A 13,870-nucleotide genomic window follows, 5' to 3' on the forward strand; every position below is an offset into this window, starting at 1 on the left:
ATAATTACATTTTTGTGCATATATCAAACTTGGATGAAAAATTATAAAAGTTTAGTTTTTATCGCATTGAGTGTAATCGGAAGTATTGCTATTGGTTGGCTCCTAAAATGGGGGATTGATCGACCTAGACCTTTAGAGTTTTATCATTTGGTCCAAAGCTATGGCGCCTCATTCCCAAGCGCTCATAGCCTTTACGCGGCAACCCTAGCGAGCTTAGCGTTGTTATTGTGTCAACAACATCGATATCGCCTATTTGTCATTTTAATCGCAACGTTATGGATTATGGTGATGGGTATATCAAGAGTCTACTTAGGAGTACATTACCCAACAGATGTGCTCTCAGGCTGGGGAATTGGATTAATTTGGACTTCGTTGCTTTGGTTATGGCTGTATCAAAGCAACTTCAACAACAATTTGTTTTTTAGATCAAAATCTAAATTGAGGTGGAACAATGATGTCGGCTAAGCTTTGGGCTCCTGCCCTAACTGCTTGCGCATTAGCAACAAGCATCGCGCTTGTTGGTTGTAGCAAAGATACAAATGATGCACAGCAAGCTGCTGCTGCACAACAAATGCCACCTGCTGAGGTTGGTGTAATTGTAGCTCAACCGCAAAGTATTGAACAAAACGTTGAACTTTCAGGTCGAACATCTGCTTATCAAATTTCAGAAGTTCGCCCACAAACCAGTGGTGTGATCTTAAAACGCTTGTTTACCGAAGGCAGTTATGTCTCTGAAGGTCAAGCGCTTTATGAGCTTGATTCACGTGCAAATCGCGCAGCTTTAGACAATGCCAAAGCTGCACTTTTGCAACAGCAAGCAAACCTAAGCTCATTACGTACCAAATTAAATCGTTATCAACAACTTGTTTCTAGCAACGCAGTCTCTAAACAAGAATATGATGACTTACTTGGTCAAGTACGTGTTTCCGAAGCACAAGTTGCTGCTGCTCAAGCACAAGTGAAAAATGCAGAAGTTGATTTTGGTTATTCAACCATCCGCTCACCGATTTCTGGACAATCTGGTCGTTCATCCGTAACGGCTGGTGCGTTGGTGACTGCCAATCAAACTGCACCATTGGTCACGATTCAACAACTTGATCCAATCTACGTTGATATTAATCAATCCAGTGCGGAACTTTTGCGCTTACGTCAACAATTGAGCAAAGGCAGTTTAAGCAACAGCAATAACAACAAGGTAAAGTTAAAACTTGAAGATGGTTCAACCTATCCGATTGAAGGTCAATTAACCTTCTCAGATGCGTCTGTAAACCAAGATACAGGTACAGTTACTTTACGTGCAGTGTTCTCAAATCCAAATCATTTGCTGCTTCCGGGTATGTATACAACAGCACAAATCGTGCAAGGTCTTGTACCTAACGCTTATCTAATTCCTCAAGCGGCTGTAGCGCGCTTACCAACAGGACAAGCAACAGTCATGATCGTCAATGACAAAGGCGCTGTTGAAACTCGCCCTATTGATACAGCAGGTGTTCAAGGTCAAAACTGGATTGTTACCAATGGTCTTAAGGCTGGTGACAAGGTGATTGTTGAAGGCGTTGCTAAAGTCAAAGATGGCCAAGAAGTTTCAGCAAAACCTTATCAGGCCCAACCAGCAAATGAAAAGAATGCTGCGCAACCTGCTCAAGCAGAGCAAAAAGCAACTGTAAAAGCATAAGGGGCACATTGAATGGCTCAATTTTTTATCCATCGCCCCATATTTGCGTGGGTGATCGCATTAGTCATCATGTTGGCAGGGATATTAACCTTGTCAAAGATGCCTATTGCCCAGTATCCAACGATTGCTCCGCCAACCGTTACGATTTCTGCAACTTATCCGGGTGCATCAGCTGAAACTGTTGAAAACACCGTAACCCAGATCATTGAACAACAGATGAATGGTCTAGATGGTTTACGTTATATTTCATCGAACAGTTCTGGTAATGGTCAAGCATCGATCGAGCTTAACTTTGAGCAAGGTATCGATCCTGATATTGCACAAGTTCAAGTACAAAATAAATTGCAATCCGCAACAGCACTTTTGCCAGAAGATGTACAACGTCAAGGTGTAACTGTTACTAAATCTGGTGCAAGTTTCTTACAAGTTCTTGCATTTTATTCACCAGATAACAGCATGTCTGACTCTGACATTAAAGACTATGTAAACTCATCAATCAAAGAACCGATTAGTCGTGTTGCTGGTGTTGGTGAAGTCCAAGTCTTTGGTGGTTCTTATGCGATGCGTATTTGGCTTGATCCAGCAAAACTGACCAACTATCAACTTACACCAAGTGATGTTGCTCGTGCATTACAAGCTCAAAACTCTCAAGTTGCTGTTGGTCAGCTCGGTGGTGCACCTGCGGTAAAAGATCAAGTGATCAATGCTACGGTGAATGCGCAAAGCTTATTGCAAACGCCTGAACAGTTTAAAAATATCTTCTTAAAAAACACAGCTTCTGGTGCTGAAGTTCGCTTAAAGGACGTTGCTCGAGTAGAGCTGGGTTCAGATACTTATGCATTTAACTCTATGTTTAATGGTAAACCTGCTGGTGGTCTTGCGATCAAGATGGCAACAGGTTCCAATGCACTTGATACCGCTGCTGCTGTTGAAGAGCGTTTAACTGAATTACGTAAGAATTACCCAGCAGGTCTTGAAGACAAACTGGCATATGACACCACACCATTTATCAAGCTCTCAATCGAAAGTGTTGTACACACACTGATTGAAGCGGTGATTTTGGTATTCATCGTGATGTTCCTGTTCTTACAGAACTGGCGTGCGACAATTATTCCAACGTTGGCGATCCCTGTGGTTGTACTCGGTACATTTGCAGTGATTAACATTTTTGGATTCTCGATCAATACTTTAACCATGTTTGCAATGGTGCTGGCGATTGGTCTACTGGTCGATGACGCGATTGTTGTGGTTGAGAACGTCGAACGTGTAATGACTGAAGAGCATACTGATCCTGTCACATCAACTGAAAAATCCATGAAACAAATCTCTGGTGCGCTGATTGGTATCACCAGTGTATTGAGTGCGGTATTCGTACCGATGGCATTTTTTAGTGGTACGACTGGGGTAATTTATCGTCAGTTCTCGATCACGCTCGTTACAGCAATGGTTCTATCATTGATCGTTGCACTCACCTTTACCCCTGCTCTTTGTGCAACATTGTTAAAACAGCATGATCCAAATAAAGCACCGAGTAACAGTATTTTTGCTCGCTTCTTTAGATGGTTTAACCATAGCTTTGACCGCGTATCGCATGGCTATCAGAACGGCGTAAGTCGTATGTTGAAAGCCAAAATCTTTTCAGGTGTGCTCTATGCCGTTGTGATTGGTTTATTGGTGTTCATGTTCCAAAAACTCCCTTCTTCATTCCTACCAGAAGAAGATCAGGGTGTTGTCATGACATTAGTTCAACTACCGCCAAATGCAACGCTTGATCGTACCGATAAAGTTATTGATACCATGACCAACTTCTTTATGAAGGAAGAAGATACTGTTGAATCAATCTTTACTGTATCAGGCTTCTCATTTACAGGGATTGGTCAAAATGCAGGTATCGGCTTTATTAAGCTAAAAGACTGGAAGGATCGTACCACTGCGGAAACGCAAATTGGCGCATTGATTCAACGTGGTATGGCACTCAATATGATCGTCAAAGACGCATCATACATCATGCCATTACAGCTTCCAGCGATGCCTGAATTGGGTGTCACTGCTGGTTTCAACCTACAGTTGAAAGACTCAGCGGGTCAAGGTCACGAAAAACTGATTGCTGCACGTAATACAATTTTAGGTTTAGCATCTCAAGACAAACGACTGGTTGGCGTGCGTCCAAATGGTCAAGAAGATACACCGCAATATCAAATTATGATCGACCAAGCACAAGCGGGTGCAATGGGTGTTAGCATTGCTGACATCAACAGCACCATGAGCATGGCGTGGGGTGGTTCATATATTAATGACTTCATCGATCGTGGTCGTGTGAAGAAAGTTTATGTTCAAGGTGAAGCGGATAGCCGTATGATGCCTGAAGACTTAAACAAATGGTATGTGCGTAATAATGTAGGTGAAATGGTTCCGTTCTCTGCGTTTGCAACAGGTAAATGGACCTATGGTTCTCCTCGTCTTGAACGTTATAACGGCGTGTCATCGGTGAACATTCAAGGTACACCAGCACCAGGAACAAGTTCTGGTGACTCGATGAAAGCCATGGAAGAAATTATTGCGAAACTTCCATCTATGGGCTTACAAGGTTTCGATTATGAATGGACAGGCTTATCTCTCGAAGAACGTGAGTCTGGTGCTCAAGCGCCATTCCTTTATGCGCTTTCTTTGTTGATCGTATTCTTATGCTTAGCAGCATTATATGAAAGCTGGTCTATCCCGTTCTCTGTCTTACTTGTGGTTCCACTTGGTATTATCGGTGCGATTCTCTTAACTTACTTTGGTATGGTACTGAAGGATGATCCAAATCTTTCAAATAACATCTACTTCCAAGTGGCAATCATTGCTGTAATTGGTCTATCGGCTAAGAATGCGATCTTGATTGTAGAGTTTGCAAAAGACTTGCAAGAACAAGGTGAAGAGTTGCTAGAAGCAACATTGCACGCAGCAAAAATGCGTCTACGTCCAATCATCATGACCACACTTGCCTTCGGCTTTGGTGTACTGCCACTTGCATTATCTTCTGGTGCAGGTGCTGGTAGTCAGCATTCAGTAGGTTACGGTGTATTGGGTGGTGTACTCTCTTCAACACTTCTAGGTATTTTCTTCATCCCTGTATTCTTCGTGTGGATTCGTAGTATCTTTAAGTACAAACCAAAAACTATAAACATTCAGGAGCATAAATCGTGATGCAAACAGTATGGTCTATTTCAGGTCGTAGCATTGCGGTATCTGCACTTGCGCTTGCTTTGACTGCATGTCAAAGCATGCGCGGCCCAGAACCGGTCGTGAAAACCGATATTCCAGAAAGCTATGCATATAACAGCGCTTCTGGTTCTTCTATCGCAGAACAAGGTTATAAACAGTTCTTTTCCGATCCTCGTTTAATCGAAGTGATTGATTTAGCACTGACCAATAACCGTGATCTGCGTACTGCAGCGCTCAATATTGAACGTGCTCAACAACAGTATCGAATTACTGAAAACAATCAGCTTCCAACGATTGGTGCGAGTGGCAGTGCGATTCGTCAGGTTACACCTACACGTGATCCAAACAACCCATATTCAACTTATCAAGTAGGTTTGGGTGTCACTGCTTATGAGCTTGATTTTTGGGGTCGCGTGCGCAGCCTAAAAGATGCAGCTTTAGATAATTATCTAGCCACTCAAAGTGCACGTGATTCGACGCAAATCAGTTTGATTAGTCAAGTCACTCAAGCTTGGTTAAATTATTCATTTGCAACAGCGAACTTAAAACTTGCTGAGCAAACCTTTAAAGCGCAACAAGAGTCTTATAATCTGAACAAACGACGCTTTGATGTTGGTATCGACAGTGAAGTTCCGTTACGTCAGGCTCAGATCTCAGTTGAAACAGCACGCAATGACGTTGCAAATTACAAGACGCAAATTGCACAAGCAGCAAACTTACTGAATCTTCTAGTAGGTCAACCTGTACCGCAAAACTTGTTGCCTGTGCAACCTGTTAAACGTGTTACTCAGCAGAATGTATTTGCTACTGGTTTGCCAAGTGACTTACTGAACAACCGTCCAGATGTCAAAGCAGCCGAATATCAATTAAGTGCTGCCGGCGCCAATATTGGTGCGGCAAAAGCACAGTTGTTCCCAAGCATTAGCTTGACAGGTACTGCTGGCTACGCCTCAACTGATTTAAGTGATTTATTTAAGTCTGCAAATAGCATGTGGTCAATCGGGCCAAGCCTTGATATGCCAATTTTTGACTGGGGTACACGTCGTGCCAATGTCAAAATCTCTGAAACTGATCAGAAAATTGCATTGTCTAACTATGAAAAGTCTGTGCAATCTGCTTTCCGTGAAGTGAACGATGCCCTTGCAACACGTGCTAACATTGGCGAACGTCTTGCAGCACAGCAACGTTTGGTTGAAGCCACCAATACTACGTATAAACTTTCAAATGCACGTTTCCGTGCTGGGATTGATAGTTATTTAACAGTACTGGATGCGCAACGATCAGCATACGCAGCAGAACAAGGTTTATTGTTACTGCAACAAGCTGAACAGAACAATCAAATTGAACTGTACAAAACACTGGGCGGTGGTTTAAAAGCCTCAACCAATGAAACAGTCACACTTCAACCTTCAAGTTCTGAAAAGCACTACAACAAGTAGCCTTTCGGTTATTTTCTAAAAAAGCTCACTGCAAATCAGTGAGCTTTTTTTATTGCAAGTTGAGTCAATATTTCTTATCTTCAAAAAGAATTTTTAATGGTCAAAAATAATGTTATTGAGCAATTTAGAATCCGTACCCGGTCATACGATCTTACGCCAACTCGACGTCGTTTATGGTAGTACGGTACGCAGTAAACATGTCGGACGCGATTTTCTCGCTGGCTTAAAAAACATTGTTGGTGGCGAATTAACTGCGTATACCGAACTGTTAGAAGAATCTCGCCAAGAAGCCATGCAACGCATGATCGATAAAGCACAAAGTCTAGGTGCAAATGCAGTCGTTGGTATTCGTTTCTCAACATCGAGTATTACACAAGGCGCATCTGAGTTATTTGTCTACGGTACCGCCGTCGTGGTACAACCGATCGCACCTAAACTCCCCGATCCATTTAGCTCATAGGAATAACAAATGGATGGCTTAATTTTTCAGATTGTTATTTTTCTGATTTTATTCTCTGTAGGCTGGGGATTTGGTCGTTATAACGAACAAAAACACTTGAGAGAACTGGACGAAAATGAACGTCTATTGGCAGATATCCACATCGATAGTCGCCGCTTTGCAAGTAGTGAACATCCAGGGCACTTAATTAGCAGTAATGTCGTGATCTCACATGATTATTTTAAATTCATCCTTGCATCGATTAAAAATATTTTAGGTGGTCGCGTAACCAGTTATGAAAGTATCGTTGAACGTGCACGCCGAGAAGCGATTGTACGTTTGAAGCAACAAGCGAAAGCCATAGGAGGCCATCAAATTTTAGGTGTACGTTTAAGTACTACTGAAATGGGCATGCAAGGTGGCATGGTTGAAGTATTTGCTTATGGAACGGTGATTGTAGAACCAAAATAATACGCCTTGCCGTCAAAAACCGCCTTGCACTTTATGCTTGGTATTTTATTCTAGACTTGTCTGAGCTATTACATGAGGGTTAAAGAAAAAATCAAACATAGAGACAAGGCGGCAAATATCCAATTCATTACGGACAATGCTTTTGGATATTTCTTTATCAAGATCGGCAATGTAATTAAGCACAGTATATAAATCAAAGGTGCGATGACCATGAGCCATCCAATCCACGCATATCCCCTCGCCCCTTCAAAATTAGAGACATTGTTTATCGTCAACAATAACAGCGCAACCAACCCAGCAATAAAAATACTCACCGGAACAGCAAATAACAGATAAAGAATAATTGAGAGAAGTGATACACGCTTTTTTATGAGTGAATGTGTCTCATTGGCATCACCTTTCATTTTCAACCTATTCTCTCCACTACTTCACTTTACTCTTACGGATCATTTTATATAACAAACTTGGAGATAAACGAGAGACGAGCACACCAAGTTGCTCTTTTTTACCACCAACGACAATGTATTCCTCTCCCGCCATCAATGATGCAACCACGCGCTCTGCAAAAATATCAGCGTCTAATCCATTCTCAATCGCTTCATCTTGATGCCCTTGTGGCTTTCCTTCTCCATTTAATGCATTAAAGGAAACATTGGTCTTCACAAAACCAGGGAACACCACAGAAACCTGTACCCCCTGTTTTGCAACTTCGGCACGCAAACTATTCGCCCACATATGAATCGCAGCTTTTGCCGCAGAATAACTGGCGCGATATTGTGTCCCCAATAGACCTGCAACACTCGAAACAAATACCACTCGACCTGATTTCTGTTTCAGGAAAGTCGGGAGCACTGTTTTGGTCAGAAACACTTGTGAAAAGTAATCCACCTCCATGATGGCACGTTCTGTTTGCATCGTTGTATCTTGGATCAAAGCACGCTGACTTAAACCTGCATTATTGATCAACCAGTCGATGCGTCCCTTACATGCCAATACTTGCTCATACGCATGACGAACTTGTGATTCATCGGTAATATCGGCAGCAATCGAAATATGTTGTTCTGGCTTAAATAAACCGACGCGCACTGACTCCAATTCATCATAACGGCGTGAAGTTAAGACCACCTGAGCACCTTGTAATGCGCATTCACGAGCCAAAGCTTTGCCCAAACCAGAAGATGCACCTGTGATCCAAACTATTTTATTTTCAAGACTTTTTAGCTTTGCCATATTTTTCCCTACCTATGCTTGCTGGCGCATAAACTTTAGAAAATAATCAACATAAGTCGATGCCATCTGTTGATCAAGTTGAGTGCCTAATTTTTCTAAGCGCTTGTAACCAAGATGCGTTGTCATATTGATCACGCCATTTAAGGTTTTATCAACGACAAAGTTAAATTTTAAACATTTTTTCGGCTCTCGAATCAGATGGGTTACCCCAACATCAATTACCTCTGTTAAAAGTTTGAGTGCGTGCTGAATTTCTTGTTGATTACCCGCAGCTAACTTTTGTGCAGATGCCGTAACCTGCTGAGCGAGTTGCGACTCTACTGGATAAGTCATGTAAATATGATCATCTTCGATTTGCAACGTTTTGGATAAGTATTCAACCAGTGGAATGAGACGGTCATTTCCAAAAAAGGATACTGACCAAGGCATATATTTGCGAATCGCCTCTAGAATCTGCTGAATCACTTTTTCAGACTCGCCTGTTTTTGAATGCTGTTGGTTTTCTTGTAGTAACACCATAAAAACTTGCTCAATCACCTCACAAGCCATTTCAGACAATACATTACCCAACGCATTGGCCTGACTTTCTTAATTACCCTGCAATAATTGCGTTCGAATATGCGCAAATCTTGCATAAGTATCTGCATGAATATTTAAATAAACAGCGGTCTTCATCCTCACAACCTTAATTCTTTGAGTTCCGTAAATAAAAAAGACTTGTCAAAACAAGCCTTTTTCAAATTTAAAAGTAAAAATCTATTCTATCATTTTGGCTTTTACTTCATGAATGTAGCACAACCTAATTCGGTTCTGTATGCATAAATGCCAAAAAATGGTTAACGCACGCTGTAGCCGCCCCTGTATCCACTTGCTCGCCCATTTTTTCAAGTCGCTTATAACTTAGATTTGCTGTGAGATTGATGACACCATTCAGTGTTTTATCAACTACACGATTAAAATTAAGACATTTTTTCGGTTCACGAATCAGATTGGTGACCCCCAAATCCACGATTTGAATCAGTGTTTGAAATACATCCATCATGTCTTGAGTTTCATTGTTTTTTAATTGCTCAACCAAAGCATGTGCTTGTTGGACCAAATGATGATCAATGGGATACGATACATATACTTGTTCATCATGATATTTAATCATATTGGAAAAATAATTGACGAATGGACATAAACGTTCATTGCCAAATAATGCAATCGACCACTGCATGTATTTTCGAACTGCAGCAATAATTTGTTGAATGATTTTTTCTGATTCTACGGTGTATTTCTGAGTTAAATGGGTTGGTTTTCGATTTTGGATCAACAGTACTGAAAAAACTTGTTCCACAATATCGCAAGCGATTTCAGATAACACCTCACCCAACACACGCGATTGATTTTCATCACTCCCTGTATTTAATCGTTGGCGTATCACCTCAAACTGGCTATAGGTCGTTGTATTAATTTTTAATAGGATTGAATAGCTCATTGAAATCATCCTTTTCTTAGTTTTAGCATTGTTATTTTGTTGTTTTATGCATCAACATTATTTAATTATGTGATCCAATACACATAAATTTAACTTTTTATTATCAAAAAACCAACGCATTTCGTCGGCTTATTTAAACTTTGTAAAGTTATTTAAGCAGATACGCTTTGCCAGCGGTGAAATGCCAACAGATTCGATAGATTTTTGCTACAATAGATGCAATTTTTTATTCATTTTTGATCTTCTGTACTATGACTGACGCTCAATCTGCTCAAAATATCGCAACGACTTACGATCCAACCGAGATCGAGAAAAAATGGTATCAAATCTGGGAACAACAGGGTTATTTCAAACCGTCAGGTCAAGGTGAATCATTCTGTATCATGATTCCACCACCAAACGTCACGGGTAGCTTGCACATGGGTCATGGCTTTAACAATGCCATTATGGATGCCCTCACCCGTTACAACCGTATGATGGGTAAAAATACCTTATGGCAACCTGGAACTGACCATGCGGGAATTGCAACGCAGATGGTCGTCGAGCGTCAACTTGGTCTACAAGGGATTAACCGTCATGACTTAGGTCGTGAAAAGTTCATCGACAAAGTTTGGGAATGGAAAGAACAATCAGGCGGAACAATTACACGTCAAATCCGTCGTTTAGGCTCATCAGTCGACTGGTCCCGTGAACGCTTCACGATGGATGAAGGTTTATCCAATGCAGTGAAAGAAGTGTTTGTTAAACTTCACGAAGATGGTTTGATCTATCGTGGTAAGCGTTTGGTGAACTGGGATCCAAAACTACAAACTGCCCTTTCTGATCTTGAAGTTGAAAGCAAAGAAGAAAAAGGCTCATTGTGGCACTTTAAATATTTCTTTGAAGACAAATCGCTTAAAACCAAAGATGGTAATGATTACCTTGTGGTTGCAACGACACGTCCTGAAACATTATTGGGCGATACTGCCGTTGCAGTACATCCTGAAGATGAACGCTATGCACACCTCATTGGTAAAAACATTGTTCTACCGATCACAGGTCGTTTAGTTCCAGTTGTTGCTGATGAATACGTTGAAAAAGACTTCGGTACAGGCTGTGTAAAAATCACGCCTGCGCATGACTTCAATGACTATGAAGTAGGTAAACGTTGTGGTCTAGCGATTATCAATATTTTCAACAAAAATGCAGAAGTTTTGGCTGAGTTTGAATACATCGCTAAAGCGGGTGAGCAAATTTCACAACTGCTTCCTGCGCCTGCTGACTTTATCGGTTTAGAGCGTTTTGCAGCACGTAAGAAATTGGTTGAACAAGCGGAAGCTGAAGGCTGGTTAGATCAAATCCAACCTTATGACTTAAAAGCACCGCGCGGTGACCGTTCAGGTGTGATCGTTGAACCATTATTGACAGACCAATGGTATGTGAAAATTGCACCACTTGCTGAGCCTGCAATTGAAGCGGTTCAAGATGGTCGTATCAAGTTTGTTCCTGAGCAATACACCAACATGTATATGTCTTGGATGCGTGATATTCAAGATTGGTGTATCTCTCGTCAACTTTGGTGGGGTCACCGAATCCCTGCTTGGTATGATGCAGAAGGCAACATTTACGTGGGTCGCAACGAAGAAGAAGTTCGTAGCAAAAATAACATCGCTGCTGATGTAGAGCTGAAACAAGACGAAGACGTTTTGGACACATGGTTCTCATCTGCGCTTTGGACATTCTCAACTTTAGGTTGGACTGGCGACGCACAAAAAGATGCAGCAAATGATTTCCTTAAAACCTTCCACCCAACAGATGTGTTGGTGACTGGTTTTGACATTATCTTCTTCTGGGTTGCGCGTATGATCATGATGACCATGCACTTCATGAAGAATGAAGATGGTTCATCACAAGTTCCATTCAAGACGGTTTATGTTCACGGCTTGGTACGTGATGGTGAAGGTCAGAAAATGTCGAAGTCTAAGGGTAACGTCCTTGACCCATTAGATTTGATCGACGGTATTGATTTAGAAAGTCTTGTTGCGAAACGTACCACTGGCTTAATGAATCCAAAAGATGCTGCGAAGATTGAGAAATCAACACGTAAAGAATTCCCAGAAGGCATTAATGCTTATGGTACGGATGCAGTACGTTTCACCTTCTGCGCGCTTGCCAACACAGGCCGTGACATTAAGTTCGACTTAAAACGTGTTGAAGGCTACCGTAACTTCTGTAACAAGATTTGGAACGCAACTCGTTTCGTTCTGATGAATGTTGAAGGTCAAACTGTTGGTCAAGAAGCGCGCCCTGATCTTTGGGAACTTCCAGAACAGTGGATCATCAGCCGTTTGCAAAAAGCAGAAGCTGCGGTACATCAAGCGTTTGCAACATATCGTTTAGACCTTGCTGCACAAGCGATCTATGATTTTATTTGGAATGAATACTGCGACTGGTACGTTGAGTTAACTAAGCCTGTTCTGAATGATGCGAATGTATCTGAAGAGCGTAAAGCTGAAGTTCGCCGTGTATTGCTTGCGGTGATGGAGTCTTCACTACGTTTAGCACATCCACTCATGCCGTATTTGACTGAAGAAATCTGGCAAACCCTTGCGCCGATGTTGGGCAAAGGTGGTACGACGATTATGACTGCGCAATACCCTGTTCCTGATCAAGCGAAAATCAATGATCAAGCTGAAGCAGATATGCAGTGGTTACAAGGTTTGATCGGTGCGGTACGTAATATTCGTGGTGAAATGGGCTTAGGTAATGCGCGTTTATTGCCTGTATTGCTTAAGAATATTTCTGATGCTGAGCGTGAGCAAATCATTCGTATCGAAGCGTTGTTCAAAGCACTCGCAAAAGTTGAAAGCATTGAGTTCTTGACCAATGAGCAAGAACCACCACTTTCATGCTCTAGCGTTGTGAGTCATGCATCTGTATTTGTACCAATGAAAGGCTTGATTGATCCTAAAGCTGAATTGGGTCGTTTGCAGAAGGACTTGGATAAGGTTCAAAAGCAGCATGATCAAATTGCCAATAAACTTGCGAATGAAGGTTTTGTCGCTAAAGCACCAGCAGCCGTAGTTGAAGGTGAAAAAGTGAAATTGGCTGAGTTTGCTGATCAGTTAAGTAAAATTAAAGCAAGTATGGAGCAAATTGCTGCACTTTAATGCTGTAATCTGACTGCTATTTAATCTAAAATCCTCTTCAGCTTTGAAGGGGTTTTTTTATGTATCCAATAATTGGACATCATATTTTTTTATTTGTATTAGGAATACTTTTATTCTTTACAGTGAACTTTATAGGTAAATACTCAAAAGGATTTGGGTATGCAGAAATTAAATTTGATATTCATAGTGATGAACTAGTAGGGTTTAATTTCATTCTCAGAATACTCACACCCGTAGTTTTTACTATTCTTGTTTCTTCAGTACTTTTTTACTTCAAATGGGACTATTTAGTAACTAACATCTACTTACTAGTAGTCTATAGTTTTGTATTTCGAGCACTTTGGAACTTAGCACATAACCGCGCTAACTTAATAAATTGGTATACGCAATTTGGGTATGCCTCTATTGCAATAGCAGCTACATATTTAGCTTATAAACATTTAATTTTACCGAAAACCCCTCTTTTTCCTGATTTAGCAACTATTGCTAATGAGCTATGGATTATTATTTTTTTGTTCTTATATAAGATCTTTAATGAAATTAGGTTTGAACCTAAGTTCAAGAAAAAAAGAGTTGATAGTTATATTGAAAGCCGTTTATCCATGTTCAAAAATAAATATGAGAACATCATTGATATTGCAATAGATAAAGAGCTTCAAAATTTCAAGAATAAAGCTAATAGCTATCTAATTGATCAAGAAAATTTAGAGGATTTTAAATTTTTAAGACATACTTTATTAACACCTTTTGATTGTATTTTTAAAATTTTTATAAAAGATA

The 13,870-nt window shown here is 40.8% G+C and carries 11 protein-coding genes and 1 pseudogene; 8 read left to right on the plus strand and 4 right to left on the minus strand.

Annotated elements, in window-relative coordinates; genetic code table 11:
* The 6 genes from HMPREF0023_RS06995 to HMPREF0023_RS07020 all read left to right on the plus strand — a co-directional run.
* On the plus strand, positions 1-465 hold a 465-nt coding region (locus HMPREF0023_RS06995; RefSeq protein ID WP_008941599.1), incomplete at its 5' end, for a phosphatase PAP2 family protein.
* A complete protein-coding gene (locus tag HMPREF0023_RS07000; protein ID WP_008941600.1) occupies positions 452-1,675 on the plus strand; it encodes an AdeA/AdeI family multidrug efflux RND transporter periplasmic adaptor subunit in 1,224 nt (407 codons plus the stop codon). The genes HMPREF0023_RS06995 and HMPREF0023_RS07000, both read left to right, overlap by 14 nt.
* A 12-nt stretch (positions 1,676-1,687) precedes the next feature.
* The gene (gene adeJ / locus HMPREF0023_RS07005) at positions 1,688-4,864 is read left to right on the plus strand and encodes a multidrug efflux RND transporter permease subunit AdeJ (RefSeq protein ID WP_004640435.1); all 3,177 of its coding nucleotides are present in this window, start codon (positions 1,688-1,690) and stop codon (positions 4,862-4,864) included.
* Entirely contained in the window at positions 4,864-6,321 is a 1,458-nt protein-coding gene (adeK, locus tag HMPREF0023_RS07010; RefSeq protein ID WP_008941601.1) for a multidrug efflux RND transporter AdeIJK outer membrane channel subunit AdeK, read from the plus strand. Before adeJ ends, adeK begins: the two co-directional genes overlap by 1 nt.
* Positions 6,322-6,430: 109 nt before the next feature.
* Positions 6,431-6,781 (plus strand): YbjQ family protein, encoded by a 351-nt coding sequence (locus HMPREF0023_RS07015; protein WP_005083051.1) that lies wholly within the window; start codon positions 6,431-6,433, stop codon positions 6,779-6,781.
* A 9-nt stretch (positions 6,782-6,790) separates the two neighbouring features.
* Positions 6,791-7,231 (plus strand): YbjQ family protein, encoded by a 441-nt coding sequence (locus HMPREF0023_RS07020; protein ID WP_008941602.1) that lies wholly within the window; start codon positions 6,791-6,793, stop codon positions 7,229-7,231.
* A gap of 68 nt (positions 7,232-7,299) precedes the next feature.
* Here HMPREF0023_RS07020 and HMPREF0023_RS07025 read toward each other — a convergent pair whose 3' ends face one another.
* From HMPREF0023_RS07025 to HMPREF0023_RS07040, 4 genes and pseudogenes are all read right to left on the minus strand, one after another.
* Positions 7,300-7,635 carry a hypothetical protein gene (locus tag HMPREF0023_RS07025; protein WP_008941603.1) on the minus strand — a complete coding sequence of 112 codons (336 nt, stop codon included), beginning with the start codon at positions 7,633-7,635 and terminating at the stop codon, positions 7,300-7,302.
* A 19-nt stretch (positions 7,636-7,654) separates the two neighbouring features.
* A complete protein-coding gene (locus HMPREF0023_RS07030; RefSeq protein WP_005083053.1) occupies positions 7,655-8,461 on the minus strand; it encodes an SDR family NAD(P)-dependent oxidoreductase in 807 nt (268 codons plus the stop codon).
* A 12-nt stretch (positions 8,462-8,473) separates the two neighbouring features.
* Positions 8,474-9,136: pseudogene (locus HMPREF0023_RS07035) on the minus strand (hypothetical protein).
* Between the two features lie 124 nt (positions 9,137-9,260).
* Positions 9,261-9,941: a hypothetical protein gene (locus HMPREF0023_RS07040; protein ID WP_017396748.1), complete on the minus strand. Its 681-nt coding sequence runs from the start codon at positions 9,939-9,941 to the stop codon at positions 9,261-9,263.
* Between the two features lie 251 nt (positions 9,942-10,192).
* On the opposite strand from HMPREF0023_RS07040, the gene HMPREF0023_RS07045 reads away from it, so the two are divergent.
* Together HMPREF0023_RS07045 and HMPREF0023_RS16700 are read left to right on the plus strand one after the other, a co-directional pair.
* Entirely contained in the window at positions 10,193-13,090 is a 2,898-nt protein-coding gene (locus HMPREF0023_RS07045) for a valine--tRNA ligase (RefSeq protein ID WP_008941606.1), read from the plus strand.
* 59 nt (positions 13,091-13,149) lie between these two features.
* The coding region (locus HMPREF0023_RS16700; RefSeq protein WP_008941607.1) for a hypothetical protein at positions 13,150-13,870 on the plus strand (721 nt) is incomplete at its 3' end.

Source organism: Acinetobacter sp. ATCC 27244, assembly GCF_000156555.1.
Lineage (GTDB): Bacteria > Pseudomonadota > Gammaproteobacteria > Pseudomonadales > Moraxellaceae > Acinetobacter > Acinetobacter haemolyticus.